Annotated in this window: 19 protein-coding genes and 2 pseudogenes; 3 read left to right on the forward strand and 18 right to left on the reverse strand. The window is 54.8% G+C overall.

What is annotated here, in order from left to right:
- The 10 genes from KQH55_RS11355 to rfbB form a co-directional block, all read right to left on the reverse strand.
- Positions 1 to 957: an NAD-dependent epimerase/dehydratase family protein gene (locus KQH55_RS11355; protein WP_076786198.1), complete on the reverse strand. Its 957-nt coding sequence runs from the start codon at positions 955 to 957 to the stop codon at positions 1 to 3.
- Positions 954 to 1775, reverse strand: a complete 822-nt coding sequence (locus tag KQH55_RS11360; protein ID WP_076786197.1) for a glycosyltransferase family 2 protein — start codon at positions 1773 to 1775, stop codon at positions 954 to 956. The genes KQH55_RS11355 and KQH55_RS11360 overlap by 4 nt, the downstream gene beginning before the upstream one ends.
- Before the next feature lie 186 nt (positions 1776 to 1961).
- Entirely contained in the window at positions 1962 to 2981 is a 1020-nt protein-coding gene (locus KQH55_RS11365) for a glycosyltransferase family 2 protein (protein ID WP_076786196.1), read from the reverse strand.
- Positions 2982 to 3380: 399 nt separating this feature from the next.
- The gene (locus tag KQH55_RS11370; RefSeq protein ID WP_076786195.1) at positions 3381 to 4133 is read right to left on the reverse strand and encodes an ABC transporter ATP-binding protein; all 753 of its coding nucleotides are present in this window, start codon (positions 4131 to 4133) and stop codon (positions 3381 to 3383) included.
- Positions 4134 to 4144: 11 nt separating this feature from the next.
- Entirely contained in the window at positions 4145 to 4927 is a 783-nt protein-coding gene (locus KQH55_RS11375) for an ABC transporter permease (RefSeq protein WP_076786194.1), read from the reverse strand.
- Between the two features lie 60 nt (positions 4928 to 4987).
- A complete protein-coding gene (locus KQH55_RS11380; RefSeq protein ID WP_235090976.1) occupies positions 4988 to 5854 on the reverse strand; it encodes a glycosyltransferase family 2 protein in 867 nt (288 codons plus the stop codon).
- 46 nt (positions 5855 to 5900) lie between these two features.
- Positions 5901 to 6797: a dTDP-4-dehydrorhamnose reductase gene (gene rfbD / locus KQH55_RS11385; RefSeq protein ID WP_076797260.1), complete on the reverse strand. Its 897-nt coding sequence runs from the start codon at positions 6795 to 6797 to the stop codon at positions 5901 to 5903.
- A gap of 11 nt (positions 6798 to 6808) precedes the next feature.
- A complete protein-coding gene (rfbC, locus tag KQH55_RS11390) occupies positions 6809 to 7360 on the reverse strand; it encodes a dTDP-4-dehydrorhamnose 3,5-epimerase (RefSeq protein ID WP_076796102.1) in 552 nt (183 codons plus the stop codon).
- Complete coding sequence (gene rfbA / locus KQH55_RS11395; RefSeq protein WP_076787726.1) at positions 7345 to 8244, reverse strand: glucose-1-phosphate thymidylyltransferase RfbA; 900 nt, start codon at positions 8242 to 8244, stop codon at positions 7345 to 7347. The genes rfbC and rfbA overlap by 16 nt, the downstream gene beginning before the upstream one ends.
- A gap of 18 nt (positions 8245 to 8262) precedes the next feature.
- A complete protein-coding gene (rfbB, locus tag KQH55_RS11400; RefSeq protein WP_235090978.1) occupies positions 8263 to 9324 on the reverse strand; it encodes a dTDP-glucose 4,6-dehydratase in 1062 nt (353 codons plus the stop codon).
- A 148-nt stretch (positions 9325 to 9472) separates the two neighbouring features.
- Here rfbB and KQH55_RS11405 point away from each other — a divergent pair.
- The 3 genes and pseudogenes from KQH55_RS11405 to KQH55_RS11415 all read left to right on the forward strand — a co-directional run.
- Positions 9473 to 9823: pseudogene (locus KQH55_RS11405) on the forward strand (transposase); the annotation flags it as partial.
- Between the two features lie 135 nt (positions 9824 to 9958).
- Positions 9959 to 10324: pseudogene (locus KQH55_RS11410) on the forward strand (IS30 family transposase); the annotation flags it as partial.
- A gap of 266 nt (positions 10325 to 10590) precedes the next feature.
- Entirely contained in the window at positions 10591 to 11481 is an 891-nt protein-coding gene (locus KQH55_RS11415) for a symmetrical bis(5'-nucleosyl)-tetraphosphatase (protein WP_255710775.1), read from the forward strand.
- Here the strand turns inward: KQH55_RS11415 and KQH55_RS11420 are convergent, their stop codons facing one another.
- The 8 genes from KQH55_RS11420 to KQH55_RS11455 all read right to left on the reverse strand — a co-directional run bounded on the left by KQH55_RS11420 (position 11482) and on the right by KQH55_RS11455 (position 17115).
- Complete coding sequence (locus KQH55_RS11420; RefSeq protein WP_235090980.1) at positions 11482 to 12357, reverse strand: lysophospholipid acyltransferase family protein; 876 nt, start codon at positions 12355 to 12357, stop codon at positions 11482 to 11484. It abuts the gene before it with no gap.
- Positions 12354 to 13643 (reverse strand): dihydroorotase, encoded by a 1290-nt coding sequence (locus KQH55_RS11425; protein WP_235090982.1) that lies wholly within the window; start codon positions 13641 to 13643, stop codon positions 12354 to 12356. The genes KQH55_RS11420 and KQH55_RS11425 overlap by 4 nt, the downstream gene beginning before the upstream one ends.
- A 46-nt stretch (positions 13644 to 13689) precedes the next feature.
- Positions 13690 to 14784 (reverse strand): aspartate carbamoyltransferase catalytic subunit, encoded by a 1095-nt coding sequence (locus KQH55_RS11430; protein ID WP_076786188.1) that lies wholly within the window; start codon positions 14782 to 14784, stop codon positions 13690 to 13692.
- Between the two features lie 111 nt (positions 14785 to 14895).
- A complete protein-coding gene (pyrR, locus tag KQH55_RS11435; protein ID WP_076797261.1) occupies positions 14896 to 15405 on the reverse strand; it encodes a bifunctional pyr operon transcriptional regulator/uracil phosphoribosyltransferase PyrR in 510 nt (169 codons plus the stop codon).
- An 11-nt stretch (positions 15406 to 15416) separates the two neighbouring features.
- On the reverse strand, positions 15417 to 15830 hold the full coding sequence (ruvX, locus tag KQH55_RS11440; protein ID WP_076786187.1) for a Holliday junction resolvase RuvX: 414 nt from the start codon (positions 15828 to 15830) through the stop codon (positions 15417 to 15419).
- A complete protein-coding gene (locus KQH55_RS11445; protein WP_076786186.1) occupies positions 15827 to 16405 on the reverse strand; it encodes a YqgE/AlgH family protein in 579 nt (192 codons plus the stop codon). Before KQH55_RS11445 ends, ruvX begins: the two co-directional genes overlap by 4 nt.
- Positions 16406 to 16471: 66 nt before the next feature.
- Positions 16472 to 16651: a hypothetical protein gene (locus tag KQH55_RS11450; protein ID WP_139337394.1), complete on the reverse strand. Its 180-nt coding sequence runs from the start codon at positions 16649 to 16651 to the stop codon at positions 16472 to 16474.
- A 293-nt stretch (positions 16652 to 16944) separates the two neighbouring features.
- The gene (locus tag KQH55_RS11455) at positions 16945 to 17115 is read right to left on the reverse strand and encodes a rubredoxin (RefSeq protein ID WP_004186709.1); all 171 of its coding nucleotides are present in this window, start codon (positions 17113 to 17115) and stop codon (positions 16945 to 16947) included.
- Positions 17116 to 17176 lie beyond the last annotated feature (61 nt).

Here is a 17176-nt window from a genome sequence, read left to right on the forward strand (position 1 = left end):
TCAGTGGGCTGCTCGATACCATATAGCGGTTTTCAGCAAACCTTCTTCAATGGAGTATGGAACACGCCATCCTAAAACTTTGCTGATATGCGATATATCGAGTCGCAAGTCGTTGACTAGACGCTCAACCGCTTCTGAGCGGCCAGTAAGTCGGCCCGCAATCCGCAGCATTAGCACCGGAACCGGAATAAGCCGCGCGGGTACATTCAACTGCCGTGAAAGCATCCGCACCAATTCTGCCACCGTCAAATCCAAGCCATCGCTCACATGAAACGTTTCGCCTGCGGCAGATGGGTGGAGTGCACAACGCACCAATGCGTCTACAAGGTTATCTAAGAAGACCATGCTGCGGCGCGCGTCGACGGAACCAAGTGGCAATGGAATCCCGCGGTCAATCGCTGTCATTAATTGCAAAAAATTGGCGCGCACACCTGGTCCATACACTAGCGGCGGGCGCACAATGACAATTTCCATCCCGGTGCTGCGTCCGAACGTGGTAAGCGCCCGTTCTGCCTCCAGCTTTGACAAGCCATAGGGATCAACCGGCGCAGGAGTGACCGTTTCCTTTAACGGGCTACCGCCATCCGTTTCACCCGCTGCCTTGACGCTGCTGACGAAGACAAAGCGGCGCGCCCCTGCGGCGCGCGCCGCTTCTGCAACGCGAACTGTGCCATCGACATTCGTCGCGCGATACGCGGCAAGCGAGTCCGCAGCCTCATCGCGCATAATATGAACGCGGGCAGCGAGATGGATTACGCAGTCGCTGCGGAGGAGACGCGGCCAAATACGTTCCAGCCCCTCAAAATCGTTTCCTACACTCAACCAGTTATGTATGCCTTCGCAAGCAGACTGACCATGACGAGCCACTCCGGTGACCTGACCACCGAGCCCGAGCAACGCTTGACACAACCGCCGGCCAATGAATCCATTCGCTCCTGTGACAACGAAACCAGTCATACCCACTTCCAGCCAAAGCGGCGGTAGAATTTAAACGCTGATTGGGCAAACATGCCGATGTGCTTAACGCCTTTACGAGACGCTCCGCCGCCGTGATGCACGATGCGCACGGACGGCACGTATGCGATCCGCGCAACAGCGTGAGTACGCAGGCTCAAATCGTAATCCTCAAAGTACAAGAAATAGCGTGGATCGAAACCGCGAAGTCTCTTGAGAATGTCAGTTCGGAATAGCATGAAGCAACCACTTACGATCGGTGGATCCCAAACGACGTCGTGGTCGTTAATAACTTCTCGCATCTCATAGTTAGCAAGACGATGATCAAACCACCTTTTAAGAGATATAGGAGTAAAGCCACGCAATAGCAAATCAGTAACGGCGGGATATCGGCGGCAGAGGTACTGCTGTATACCGTTGCCACCAAAGATCAACGGCGTTATAAGACCGACATCGGCATGCTTGTCGAGGAAATCAATTGCATTCCAAAGCGCATCTTCATCAATTTCAACGTCTGGGTTCAATATCAAGTGAAAACGCGATCTTGCGCCATTTATAACAAGGTTATGTCCTCGCCCATAACCTACATTACCGTGGCCAGAAAATACCAAAACTTCTGCATTGGAATTTTCAAGAGCGGATGTATAGTCTGAACCGCGTAAGTCTGTACCATTATCCACCAGTGTCAGCATAGCGTAAGGCTGACGCCCCGACACGCCCAAACCTTCCAATCGTCTCAACGCAGCACCTAGGCTCGTAAGCGTATTCCGCAGCACATGCGACGACTGACGATAGGTGACAATTGAAACGGAAATCAGCATGAAAATCCACAAAATTTAAGTTTAAATCGCCCCACGATAAACACCGCTTTTCAAGAGCATATCACAAAAATTTATATCTCCAAACACCACAGCCTTTTAAATTACCCCCATCAGGAAACAAGGCCATTATTTTTGACACAAGGCCGCACCCATAACATGAAACAAGCTTAGACAAAATTTATTGCACTATATCAACAGGCGCCGAATGGCAGGAAGCTTTGCAATAATGCTTATTGCAGAAACGAAGCTAGGCGGGCAGGAAGTCAGAAAAAATGTCATCATCCATAACTTTACTTTGTGTTTGATACCGATATGGGGATTAACGTAGACCATCGACGCGTACTTTCTCAAAATCGAATCAACTTCATGCCGATATTCGCTACGTTTTATCACTGCATTGAATGCATCGACAATAAAAATTTTACCGAATCGAGGGACTAAACAATCGCGGAAATAGAATCGCTGCTTACCCTCTTCGTCGCCAAAGGTTTCAGCAAGCTTTTGAAAGTAGAGGAAGCGGCTACGACTCATGCGGATTGTATAGGAGGTACTTTCCGAATGGATGCACCAAACATACACAGGACGATCGACGAAATAATTTGTATAACCTTTACGGAAAATGCGCAGAAATAAGTCATCATCTTCATAGCCGGTTAAGCGTGAGTCAAAGCCGCCGACCGAAAGAAACGCTTTACGACTAATAAGTGACGCTGAAGGCAAGACAAACATATCCTGCCGCAGCAGTTCAAAGATTGCGCGCTTTGGATGGACTGGATTATGCTCCTTGATCATGGCCGTGCGTACAATATTTCCGTTGCCATCGGCTTCTATTGCATCGCCATAGACAAAACCGAAGCGACGATCCTTTCTCGGAATTGCATGTACCAATACTTCGATATGGTCATGAAGATAAAAATCATCTTGATCAAGGAAACAAATATATTCAGAGCTAGCAGCTTCTACGCCAGCATTGCGCGCCGAACCCTGGCCACCGTTAGGCTTGTCAATGATACAAAAATGATATTTCTTGGATAACTCATATAGCGCCGCTTGTTCATCAACACGAGAGCCGTCATTCACAACAAAAACTTCGTTGGCCAATACGGTTTGTTCGGTAACACTCACAAGCGCACGCTCGATCCATTTCGAACCATTGTAAAACGGAATTATGACGGCGACAGTTGGAGCAACGCAGTCGTTCGGCATTTAATTTCTCCAACAAAAGGGGATTTACAAATCAATATCGTGATACAAGATTTTACGTCGAACGGAACACACTCCTCCAATAGAAAATATCGGAAGCTGTGCCCCGCCCCACCTACCACTACTCAATTATTTTACGGGCATCGGCTAACGTATTGAATCAATGAACATTTAGTCGTCCGCCAGCCGCGCCCCATTTAAATATTCTGCGCAAGTGTTATAGATTGATTTATCGGAAAGCTAGATGCAAACTCGACCTGCTTAAAATTTTTATTAAAGATCATTTTTACCCGCGACACTTATCAGGCAAGCGGCACAACTTAATCCAATGATTTTTTACAGTCACATTATGTGTAAAATTCTGCGTTGCAATTTTTTGAACTGGCACGTTCCCCCCTTTACTTAGTTTCCTATTTGCTGCTCGTAAGCATTTACCACTTCCTCGACAGGGCCGAATGCACGCACATGACCGCGCTCCATCCACAAAGCCTTGTTGCAAACACGTCGGATCGCGCTATTCGCATGCATTGCAAAAACCACAATCTCTGCACGACTATGAAAATCCGCAAGACGCTGCTCCGCTTTGTGCATAAAGGAGGCATCACCGACACCCATCACTTCGTCAAGCAATAAAATTTCGGCATCTACTGCGGTCGACACCGCGAATGCAAGGCGCATACGCATCCCACTAGAATATGTACGTAATGGCAGGTCAAGGTAGTCTCCCAGTTCGCAGAATTCCGCTATCGACTGTTGTTTTGTACGGATCTCCTGATCCGACATGCCGAGCAGCAGCCCACGCAGCCGAATATTTTGCATACCAGTCGAGTTTTCGTCCATTCCAAGATTGATATCAAGTAGCGGAACGGTCTTGCCGTCGGTTACGACCTGTCCTTGGGTGGGCGCATAAATGCCCGCCATCATTCTTAACAATGTAGATTTACCCGCACCATTGTGGCCTATGAGACCGACACGATCCCCGCTCTCGAGACGCAAATCAATATTGTCCAATGCCCGGACTACAATGACTCCGTCGTGGTTCTCGGCAATGCTGTTCCTCCTGCCTATCCGCATCAGCTTCTTTTTTAGTGAGCGACCTTGTACATCATAAATTGGAAGGTCGAGGGTAGCACCTCGGAGTTCGATATATGCCATGTTGCTTTCTTTCAAACCCAATATGGAATGCGTTTCAAGTAGCGACCACTCAAGGCCAGCGCGACGAACCAGCCTAACACAAGCATGCTGATTGCCACTCCCCATGTCGTGATACTAGGCATCTGGCCGATCAACGGTGCGCGCACGAGTTCAATCAGGTACGCGAAAGGATTTAGTTCTACAATGAATGAAAATCGACTTAACGCATTTGGACGGTAAATGATAGGTGTTACATAGAAGGCGACCTGCATAACTGCCGCGACAATCTGCGGCAAATCGCGAAACCTAGCCGATAGCAGGCTAACCACCATCGCAATCCAAAGCGCGTTGAGAATAAACAACACAAAGGCTGGAACAAAGAATGGCAACGTCGTCCAATCCTTGATTCCAAACGCAATAAGTAATAGCAAAACAATTAAAAAGTTGTGCGCAGATATTACTAAATTTCGCCAGGCAGCCTGCAATACATAAATAAGCTTTGGCGTCGATACCTGGCGGATATATTGGCCACTGCTGATGTACGCAGTACTACCGTCAACAATAGTCTGCGAAAAAGCACCCCACATAACGAGGCTAACAGCAAGAAATGGCAGATAATCCCTCATCTGTTGGCCAAATAGCGTACCGTAAACGATGCCAATTGATCCGATCATCACGCCCATGCTAATAGTCAGCCAAAATGGGCCAATCCGCGAGCGTGCGTAACGCTGTCGTACTTCTAGCCAACCAAGCAAAGTCCAAAGCCGCCATGAGGCGGCACTTTGCTTTAAATCATTAAATATAAGTTTAAACATTTTGACACTAGATTTTAAATAAATTTGGCAAATCAAGCATGCCGCAAATTATACAGTACGTTATGACTTTTTTAATGGCCCCGTCCGGCCTATCAACCCATGCCAAAGACCAACAAAGGACATCCATAGATGTTTTAGGCGTGGCCTCATAAAAAAACCATAAATCAAAAAACGGACAGGAATTTTTACAAGTTCTGTCGATTTCCAGTTACATGGTACATAGCGTCGCTTGATTAGCGCGACAGTATTGCGAGATATGTAATAATGACGCAATGGGCTATGACTTGGATAAGCACGACCGAACACGCGAACCGGCTCATCGCCTAATTTATGCGCAAGACGCAACATCGGCGCACCAAGCACCAAATAGCCTTTTAATTGTGCCCTGATGCACCATTCCAAGTCCACCAAATCGATAAAAAGGCTTTCGTCCATAGGGCCAATATTTCGCCATGCAGCGAGATTTATGCACGAACCCGAACTGATTAAATAATCGACTTCAATAGGTTGCGTACCCACCGGCGTGATGCGTTGCAGCTTCCAATATTTAAAACGTACGAAAGGGGCCACGCCACCGAACCGCATGTCTTCAAAGGCAGGGCCCATCAATGCGACCGGCGTGCCATGATTCAACTGCTTTTCGAGCAGGCACGGCAAGTCCCGAATAAGCTGGCTCGATGGTTCGCTGTCTTGGTCAAAGATAAAAGCGCTTGTACAACCCGCTTTAATTAGTACTTCTATACCTTGATTGATTGCTGTCGCGATGCCCAGGTTTGCGCCATTGGCGATATACACGACATCATCTTCTAAACCAAGGTTTGACGCACTGCTAGCCTGCTCGGTATTGTCAATGATCACGCAATGCGCTATCTCCGCAAGAGCGTTCGCACGCTGCACGCAACCTGCGTCGGGATGATAGAAAACCACGACGGCGCCAGTCAGCTCGTGCTTCGTCCTGCCATGATTCCATACGTTAGTCAATCATGCAAAGGCGTAGCGCCTCCCTCCATTCAGGCGCTCGCAATCCGAACACGCGCGCCAGTTTTTCATTTGACATCCGTGAATTAGCCGGACGCTTAGCTGATGTTGGATATTCGGACGTCGAGATCCGCTCCACCACAGGCCGCTTTTCAAGTTTTGACAATTCAAAAATTGCCGATACAAATCCATGCCACGACGTTGAGCCACCTGCACTCAAATGATATACGCCAGACCGCTGGTGCCACCAATGTTCTTGATCTTTTTCCATTAATGCCTGCGCAATGACATGTGCCGTCAGCGTCGCAATCGTATTGCTCCATGTCGGCGCTCCAAACTGATCAGCTACTACTTTCAGCTTCGACCGATCTGCACCGAGCCTTAGCATTGTCAGCAAGATGTTCTTGCCGCGTCTGCCATATACCCAACTCGTTCGAAAAATTAAATAATTCGCACCGCTCGTCGCAATTGCCTGTTCGCCAGCAAGCTTCGTGGAGCCATACACGTTCTGCGGATCAGTAGGATCGCCCTCGACATATTCCCCGTCCTTCTCGCCATTAAATACGTAATCGGTCGAATAGTGAATTAGCGGGATGCCAAGCTTCTTAGCCTCGTCAGCGAATACACCCGGCGCTTGACCATTAATAATCATTGCCAGATCGGGTTCGCTCTCGGCTTTATCAACGCTGGTGTATGCGGCCGGATTCACAATCAGCGTGGGCTGCACGCTGTGCACAATCGAGCGTATCTGCCCAAGGTCTGATAGGTCCAGCATTGATCGGTCGGCCGCTACCACTCTACCAAGGCCTTGTAGCGTACGCGTCAGTTCAAAACCGACCTGACCGTTTACACCAGTAATCAGTATCGTGCGTTGCTTGTTTTTCAAACTCATCAACGCCTCCATTAAGCAAAAACTTCCGCTTCTGCTAGGCGCCTACTCACAGCATCCTTTGCTGCAATCAGCAGCTCACCATCATACGGCCACTTGATACCAATCTGCGGGTCGCTCCAGATAATGCTGCGTTCAAACTCTGGAAACCAGTAATCAGTTGTTTTATACAAAAATTCCGCCGATTCCGACAGGGTTACAAAACCATGCGCGAAACCTGCCGGCACCCAAAGCTGTCGCTTGTTTTCGGCTGACAAATACACGCCAACCCATTTCGCAAAATTCGGTGAGCTTTTTCGAATATCCACTGCTACATCAAACACTTCGCCTTGCACGACCCGTACAAGCTTGCCCTGCGCGTGTTCGATCTGATAGTGCAGACCACGCAACACGCCCTTTGCGGAACGCGAATGATTGTCCTGCACAAACACCGCATTCGAATCGACAAGCTCAGCAAATTCACGTACGTTAAAGCTTTCAAAGAAAAAGCCTCGCGTGTCGCCAAATACCTTTGGCTCAATGATCTTTACTTCCGGTAATTCAGTCGGTATTACTTGGATGGCCATGCAACTTGGTCCGTTAAAATAGTTTGTAGATATTTTCCGTAGCCATTTTTCGTGAGCGGAGCAGCTAATTTTTGCAATTGCTCAGCGTCAATCCAACCGAGCCGATATGCAATTTCCTCTGGACATGCAACGACAAGCCCTTGCCGTTTCTGTAACGTTGCAATAAATGTCGCCGCTTCAATTAAGGAGTCGTGCGTTCCGGTGTCAAGCCATGCGTAGCCACGGCCCATGATTTCAACGTTCAAGTTGCTTTGCGCAAGATAAACAGAATTGACATCGGTGATTTCTAGTTCACCGCGCGGCGATGGCTTGATCGTCGCTGCGATGTCGCACACGCTGTTGTCATAGAAGTACAAACCTGTGACAGCATAGTTTGAGCGTGGTTTCGCCGGCTTTTCTTCGATAGAAAGCGCACGAAACTGACGATCGAATTCGACCACCCCGTAACGCTCTGGATCGTGCACGTGATACGCAAACACGGTGGCACCGTCTGCTCGCTCGTTCGCCCTCTCGAGCTGCTTGACAAGATCGTGCCCATAGAAAATGTTGTCACCGAGAATCAACGCAGAAGGAGCCTTACCGATGAACTCGCGCCCAATGACGAATGCCTGGGCTAGCCCATCCGGTGAGGGCTGAATCGCATAATGAATATTTATGCCCCATTGGTGCCCGTCACGCAACATCGCTTCGAAACGCGGCGTGTCCTCCGGCGTCGAGATCACCAGCACGTCCCGAATACCGGCCACCATCAGCGTGGAAAGCGGATAGTAAATCATCGGCTTATCGTATACTGGCAGTAGCTGCTTGGAGACGGCATGCGTGATTGGATAAAGTCGCGTGCCGGAGCCACCAGCGAGAATAATGCCCTTACGCCCACTGTGCATCATCATTGCCCTCAATTGTCACGCGCGTTGTGCATAATTTAATTCAACCCATTTGCGATACTCACCCGACTGCACATCGTTTACCCAGTCTTGATTGTCAAGGTACCATCGAACAGTCTTTTTCAGGCCGCTTTCGAATGTCTCGGCAGGCTTCCAGCCAAGGTCGCGCTCGAGCTTTCTTGCATCGATTGCATAACGGCGATCGTGGCCCGGACGATCAGTGACAAACGTGATTTGGTCGCGATACGAGCCGGCGGCCTTTGGATTAAGTTCATCCAGCAAATCGCACAGTGTGTGCACAACCTCAATGTTCTTTTTTTCGTTCCAACCACCTACATTGTAGGTCTCACCAGGTTTGCCACGCGCGAGCACCTCACAGATCGCCGCACAATGGTCGCCGACATACAACCAGTCGCGCACATTCTGCCCGTCACCGTACACCGGCAACGGCTTGCCAGCGAGCGCATTGGCAATCGTCAGTGGAATCAGTTTCTCAGGGAAATGGTACGGCCCGTAGTTATTCGAGCAGTTTGTCGTCAGCGTAGGTAGGCCATAAGTATGATGGTACGCCCTCACCAAGTGGTCAGAGCCAGCTTTAGTGGCCGAATATGGGCTGTTTGGCGCATACGGTGTCGTTTCGGAAAATGGCGGATCGCTTTCCAATAGCGAGCCAAATACCTCATCGGTGGACACATGCAAGAACCGAAATGCAGCCTTCGCATCAGCATCCAGCTTGTTCCAGTAGGTGCGAGCGGCCTCCAGCAACGTGAAAGTGCCGATCACGTTTGTCTGTACAAATTCGGCTGGCCCATGAATCGAGCGATCAACATGGCTTTCCGCGGCAAAGTGCACGACCGCACGCGGCGCATAATTTGCAAAGAGGGTACCGAGTGCTGCGCGATCGCAGATGTCCACACGCGCAAACAAATGGCGTGCGTCACCCTCAAGCGACTTCAACGTGCGTAGGTTGCCTGCGTAGGTAAGCTTATCAACGTTAAGAATAGCTTCATCGTTGCTATGCAACCAGTTGAGCACGAAATTGCTGCCGATGAACCCGGCACCACCCGTTACGAGAATCATGCAAATTCCTTACGGTTCAAAAACAGACCCGACTCGCACAAACGTTCCCGGGGACATGCACCCGGTGGCGTCAATCGGGGAACGCCGAATTATAAATGAATAGCCCTGGCAAACGGGGCCGTCATCAATTTTGTGTGTAAGGCATAACATGTGGACTAAGGAGCATGCATGCCACCACGCAAGAACAATACGACCGGCCAGGCACAAGACGGCGCTGCCGTCGATTCTAAAGGAGTTAATAGACCGTAGACGGTTCTTGACCGGCTTGATGAGCGCGGAGACGATGCAGACCGCATCCATGGCATTCAAGAAGGTGCTGATCGAGCGCGCGCTGGGAGCCGAGTTCGGCCACCATCTGGCTACGCGCCGGCCGAGCGCCGCGCGGCCGGAATATGTGACCAAACATCGCAATGGCAAGACCCGCAAGACGGCGCTGACAAAAGACGGTCCGTTGAGGCTGGAAACCCCGAGCGATCATGGCGGCAGCTTCAAGCCAGTCCGACTTACCGTCTTTCCATCTTCGCCACAACAATACCTTTTGTTCGGCGGATAACCCACACCGCTTTTTCTTGCTCACCTAATCTACGTTTTGGGGAACACTAGATCAGAAGGTGTTGCGATGACCAGTTAAATGCGCCAGGATACTGAGAGCGTCGTTTCAGCGTTAAGCAAACAAGTCCGAAAGCTTCCCATAAAATTGCGCCAATCGATCGCATGGGACCGCGGCATAGAGCTCGCCCAGCATAAGAAGTTTAACTTAGCAACCAACGTTCGAGTCTACTTCTGGGATCCACAAAGTCCATGGCAACGCGGGACCAACGAGAATACCAACAGCCTGCTTCGCCAGTATTTCCCGAAAGGCACTAACCTCGCAGGCTATTCGCAAGCAAATCTGAACAAGGTCGCCAAGCAGCTAAATCAACGGCCGAGAAAAACATTGGTATTCACAACGCCAGCAGATAAACTAAACGCCAGCATCGGTGTTGCATCCACCAGTTGAACCTGCGGGGCCTTATTTTGCCCAGAGTCGTCTGTCATGCACTGTGATATAAGATTTGCTACGCGGCAATCACCTACACAGATTGCTGTAAGCTGGAATAGCTGCTTTGCCCATATGCGAAATAGCTTGAGTTGCTTCTACCATTAAATTTCTTGTCAATGCCCAACCGGTTGTGACGTCCCGCTTGCTGGCTGATGCAAGGTTTGCCGTGAGCGTCCGTCTTGCCATCCTCGTGCTTCGCCGAAACGATGAAGGATCTTGATATATTGAAATCATGCATAGCTCACTGCGCGATTGAACCCGCCGCAGCCACCGCTGCCGTTATCAACACGGCCAGCGCAACACCAATCGCCATCGGCGACGTACAAGGCTGCTGCAATGCACTGGAGCGGCTGCTCGACAAGCTCGGACCACCGACCGACACGCCGTTATGGTTCACTGGCGACTTGGTGAACCGCGGCCCCGCGTCGCTTGCAGCATTACGCCGCATCGCCGGGCTCGGCGAGCGCGCCGTTGCCGTACTTGGCAACCACGACCTGCATTTGCTGGCCATCGCAGCAGGCGTGCATCGCCCAAAGCGCGGTGACACACTTGACGACATCCTCGGCGCACCGGACGCAGCCGACCTAATCGAGTGGCTACGACATCGCCCACTGGCCCACTATGATGGGTGCAGGCTGCTCGTACACGCCGGCGTACTGCCACAGTGGGATGTCAGCACCGCGCTTGCACTTGCTCGCGAGGTTGAAACACGGCTACGCAGCACTGACTGGAAAGCATTCCTTCAGCACCTATGGGGCAACGAACCCAACACATGGCACGACAAACTGTCCGGTAATGACCGCTCGCGCGTGATCGTCAACGCGATGACACGCATGCGTTTCTGCGACGTGCACGGACGGATAGAATTCAATGCAAGCGGCAGTCCGAACAGCGCACCGGTCGGTTTCATGCCGTGGTTCAACGTGCCAGGCCGCCGCACCGCTGATGCACTGGTCGTGTTCGGCCATTGGGCAGCACTGGGCCTGCAAGTGCGCGACGACGTGATTGCGCTAGACTCAGGCTGCGTATGGGGCGACAAACTGTCTGCAGTACGGCTCGATACGGATCCCAAGAGACGGACTGTAGTACAAATCGATTGCAGCAAGCAGCGCTGATCAATGCACGCGATCCCACGCATCCTTCATGGCATCTGCAGCGTCGGCTTGCGACATTAGAAGTCGAGCACTGACGGACCGTTTCATGTATGTAGGAGCATCGGATAGCACCTGCCGCGTCAATGGCGGTTGCACGTGCCGCTGCATCTCACGCAGTGCTTCACCGACCACATGCTGCGCATCATGCGCGGCAGTTCGTCGCTCGGTGGCTTTAAGCGCCGCACCGACGTACAAATGGACCGTTAACGGCCCGTCACGCAACAATGCGTCCAGCGATTGCCCAAGCGTAATATCACCCACATACGCGGGCGCGGTGGACTGGCACCCGTGCGCATCCTCGTACATCAGGCCAATCGGTTGGACCGGCGCGCCGGCCGACACCGCAGCTTGGAACAGGTTCGCATGAAAAGGCAGCACCTCGACGCCGTCGGACGTCGTGCCCTCCGGAAACACGCAGATCGACCGCCCGCCTTGGAGCCGCTGCGCCAGTTCGTGCATGATCCGATTTGCATCGCTGCGCTTGTCGCGCCGTACGAACGCGGTGTCGAGCTTGGCGGCCAGCCAACCGATCACGGGCCAGTTGCGCACCTCCGCCTTGGAGACGAACGGTGTCGGCCGCCAGGCATTGATCACATAGATGTCAATCCACGAGACATGATTGCCGACCACCATCGTGCCCGCATCGATGCGACGCTCGTCATGGTGCACGACGAGCCGCACGCCAGCGAGCGCGAGAAAGCGCAGGCTCCACTGTCGCGTCAATGCCCGGCGGCCATCGTCGTCGGTGCGCGAGAAGCGCGTGGCAACCGTCCACGCGCCTTGCAGCACGTGCACGACAAGCCGCGCCTTGCGCCATGCGACTGAAAACCGGTTCACGCCTGCCGGTCTCGGCTGTCGTACGCAACGCGCCCGGCCACGATCGTGGTGCGCACTCGCGCTGGCAATTCGTATCCCAGGAACGGCGTATTGTGCCCTTGGCTTTTTAGCGCCCGTGGCTCGACATGCCAATGCGTGGCGGGATCAAACACGCACAGGTCCGCAGTGGCGCCGGGCTCGAGCCTGCCCGCCGGCAACCCGAGCAATCCAGCCGGCGCACAGGTGACCTTGGCCAGCGCATGTGCCAACGACCGCTTCTCCTCAGCCGCCCACTTGAGCGTCAACGATAGCAGCAGTTCCAGTCCGCTCGCCCCGGGCGACGCCTCGCCGAAGGGCCGCAGTTTTTCGTCGTCGTCCACGGGCGTATGATCCGAGCAGATCGCATCGATGGTGCCGTCAGCGAGCGCCGCGCGGATCGCATCGCGGTCGCGCTGCGAGCGCAGCGGCGGATCGACGCGAAATTGAGCGTCGAAGTAGCCGATGTCCACATCGATCAAGTGAACATGATTGATCGTGACGTCGCACGTGACCGGCAGCCCTTCTCGCTTGGCTGCGCGCACCAGTTCGAGGCCCGCCGCCGACGACAAGTGTTGCAGATGAACCCGCGCACCCGTCGCGCGCATCAGCTCGAAGATCGTATGCAGCGCGATCGTCTCGGCGGCCACCGGCACTCCCGGCAGCCCGAGCCGCGACGCGACCGGTCCGCTGGCGGCGATACCGCCGCGGCCCAGATACGGGTCCTGCGGCCGCAACCAGACCGTGTAGCCGAACGTGTTCGCGTATTGCAGCGCCCGCAGCAGTACCGTAGTGTTGACGATCGGTCGCTCCGCCTGCGTGAAGCCGACGCACCCCGCCTCGGTCAACTCGGCCATCTCGGTGATAACCTCACCCTTCAAGCCCACCGTCAGTGCCCCGAGCGGATACACATGGACTTGGTCCAGATTGCGAGCACGGAACTTCAACATTTCAACCAGCCCCGGCTCGTCCAGCGGCGGGTCGGTATCGGGCGGACACACGAGGCTAGTTACGCCGCCGGCCAGCGCCGCCGCCATCTCGGACTCCAGCGTCGCGCGATACTCGTACCCCGGCTCGCGCAGCCGAGCGCACAAATCGACCAGTCCCGGGGCGATCGCTAGCCCCGTGGCATCGAGGGTTTGGACATCGTGCCATGGCGCCGTAGCGGCGCCAATCGAGACAATGTGGCCATCCGCGATCCAAACATCCGCCTGTTGCTCGGTGCCCGCCACCGGGTCGATAACGCGACCACCCTTGATATGAATCTTCATGCTCGTAGACGTGTTTTCGAATGCTTGCCGCTGCATTTACTGCGTTTCAGTCATTGTTGCCTGCGACGATGCCCATCACCGCCATACGCACCGCGATACCGAACGTGACCTGGTTTAGGATCACGGCCTGCGGGCCGTCCGCGACGCTTGATTCAATCTCGACGCCGCGGTTCATCGGTCCCGGATGCATGACGATCGCATCGGGCTTGGCGTACGCGAGCCGCTCCGACGTCAGGCCCCACGTCTTGAAGTACTCCTGCGCGGACGGCAACAGTGCGCCACTCATGCGCTCGTTCTGCAGGCGCAACATGATGATCACGTCAACGTCGCGCAAGCCCTGCTGCATGTCGTGGAAAACGCGCACGCCGAGGTGCTCCAGTCCGCCAGGCAGCAGCGTGCGGGGCCCGATCGCACGGATCTCAGGCACGCCCAGCGTGGTCAACGCATGGATATCGGAGCGCGCGACGCGCGAATGCAGGATGTCACCGACGATGGCCACCCGCAGCTGCGTGAAGTCGCGCTTGTAGTGACGAATCGTATACATATCCAGCAGCCCCTGCGTCGGGTGCGCGTGGCGACCGTCTCCGGCATTGATCACATGTACGTGCGGCGCGCAGTGCTGCGCGATCAGGTACGGCGCACCGCTTTGCGCATGCCGCACGACGAACATGTCCGCATGCATCGCCGACAGATTGTTGATCGTGTCCAGCAGCGACTCCCCCTTGCTCGTCGATGACGCATTAATGTTCAAATTCAGCACGTCCGCGGACAGCCGCTTCGCGGCAATCTCGAACGTCGTGCGCGTGCGCGTCGAATTCTCGAAGAACAGGTTGAACACCGATTTGCCGCGCAACAATGGCACCTTCTTGACGTCGCGGTCCGTCACGCTGACGAATTGGGCCGCAGTATCCAGGATATGCGTGACCACCGCGGGAGGCAGGCCTTCGATCGTCAGCAGATGTTTAAGCTCACCATGACGGTTCAATTGCGGGTGGCCGCGCAGGAAACCCGGGCGGAATGCGGCGGGTGCCGGCGCGGCGGCGCGCTGCCCCTCAGTATGCGGCGCGGCCGGACGTTGTTCTTCAGCGGGCGGCGCAGCAGCGCGCGTCGGTTCGGCGGGCTCTGGGGTGGCGGTATTCATGGATAACGCGGTTCGATCATGAACGTGGTGACAGCCGCACAGCCGTCACTGGATGAAATAAGCAATGCAACACCGGCCAACGCCGGGTACGCCCATGCGCGCGACGCCGTGTCACGCTTGCGCTTCGGTGACGAACGCCAGCGCACCGTGGCAGTCACGCCGCAGCACAAGCCTCTCGTTCACCGGCACGTCGATCACCGCGCCAACGAAGCGCGCGGCGATCGGCAATTCACGGCCGCCGCGGTCGACCAGCACGGCCAACTCAACGCACGCCGGGCGACCGTAGTCGTATAGCTCGTTGATTGCGGCACGGATCGTGCGCCCGGTGAATAGCACGTCATCCACCAGCACAATGCGCCTGCCGTCAACGCCAAACGGCAACGACGTGGGTTGCGCCTGGCTGTGCAGGCCTTTTTTCGCATAGTCGTCGCGGTGCAGCGCGACATTGACCACGCCAAATGAAGCCGCGCCCAGGTCTTGGGCAAGCCGCTCAGCAATCCACGCGCCGCCGCTATGGATTCCCGCCAGTGCGGTCGTGCCTGAGCGTATCGCATCGCCCAGCGCGGCCTGCAACGGGTCGCGCATCGCGCGATACAACTGTTCCGCGTCAATCGACGCGATGGCGGCACTCATCATCGGCTCTCGGATAGCGGTTCATCAAAATACTGCTGAAGAATGATGCAGGCTGCCTGTGCGTCCACGACGGCACCCCGCGCTCCTGCCGCTTCGGCCTCGACCGACGAATAGCGCTCATCGACCCAGGTCACTGGCAGGTTGAAACGCCCATTGAGTTGGTTACCGAAACGCCGCGCCTGCTGCGTCATCTCGTGCGGTGCGCCATCGGGATGCACTGGCAGCCCGACGACCAGCCGCAGCGGCTGCCATTGGTTGATCAACTCGCCCACCGCAGCGAAACGGTATTCGCGATTGCGGTTTTCGACGGTTGTGAGTGCCCGAGCGCAGCGGGTCAGCGTGTTGCCAATCGCCACACCGATGCGCTTTTGTCCGTAGTCGAACGCGAGCAGCGTGGCCGCCGCCGTACTCATGCGTGGCCTGCCTCGCCGGAGAGCATCGTCGATGAGATGCCCAGCAGCGCGAGCGCCGCGTCAAAACGTTGCTCGGCCGGCACGTCAAACACGATCTTCGGATCCGCCTCGACGGTCAGCCAGCCATTCTTCGAAATCTCGTCCTCCAGCTGCCCCGCGCCCCAGCCGGCATGCCCGAGCGTTAGCAGGAAGCGCTTGGGTCCGTTACCGTTCGCGACCGCTTCGAGCACGTCCTTTGACGTGGTCATCTCCAGCCCGCTGGGCACCGACATCGACGACGTATAGTTGCCGCTGCCGACCGGGTCATGCAGCACAAAGCCGCGCTCGGTCTGCACCGGTCCACCGAAATAGACGGGTACGTGCAACAGCGGCTCAATCTCTAACTTTAGGTCGATGCGTGAAAACAGCGCCTGCAGATCGATATCGGTCGGCCTGTTGATCACCAGCCCGAACGCACCGCGCTCGCTGTGATCGCAGAGGTACACCACCGTTCCGGAAAAAGTGGGATCGGCCATGCTTGGCATGGCGATCAGGAACTGGTTGGTCAGGTTGATGCGATCAGTGGTCTTTGACATGTTTCGGATTTTAGCAAAGACCCGAGGGTCTCTAGCGACTTCGACGATGGCACTTTGCCGACTCCACTATAGCCCGGCCACGCGCCGGCTGCCTTCGATTGCACTGGCCAGGTCGAACAGCACGGCAGCTGGATCGGGCAGCGGAATGCAGCCGACGGCGATCTGGACCAACCGCCGCTTGAGCGTCTCGCCCGTTCCCCGCATAGCCCAGCGCGTACGTTGCCACGCCACGCGCGTGCTGAGCAAGCAGCAAGTCCAATCGTGCAATCACATGCTTGGCATGGACTTGCGCAACGTCGCCGCCATCCTGCCATAGTCGAAGCGCGGGCAACGCACCGGCGGCCAGCCGACACACGCCATAAGGATCTGGAGGATCTGGACCCTTTAAATTCATGACGCAATTTTGCCATTCTTCCAGGTAGCCGCCGACCTGCTCAAGCAGCGTCGGCGCGTCGTCGGCATGGGCTCGCAGCACCGGCAGCGGCGAATAGCGCATTCGCATCGCTCGCGACCGATGCAACGAGTCGGCGCTCGGTAGTTCAGATTTGGACCATCTCGAAATCTTCCTTCCGTGCACCGCACTCGGGGCAAGTCCAGTTGATCGGGACATCCTCCCAACGTGTGCCGGGCGCAATCCCCTCTTCCGGAAGACCCGCTTCTTCGTCGTAGATCCAACCGCAAATCAGGCACATCCAACTCTTGTATTCCATCTTGTTGCCGCGTCGAACGAGTGATCCGTTACAATGAAAGGCACGATGGTACCTTGTCGTC

Source organism: Mycetohabitans sp. B3 (genome assembly GCF_021498065.1).
Lineage (GTDB): Bacteria > Pseudomonadota > Gammaproteobacteria > Burkholderiales > Burkholderiaceae > Mycetohabitans.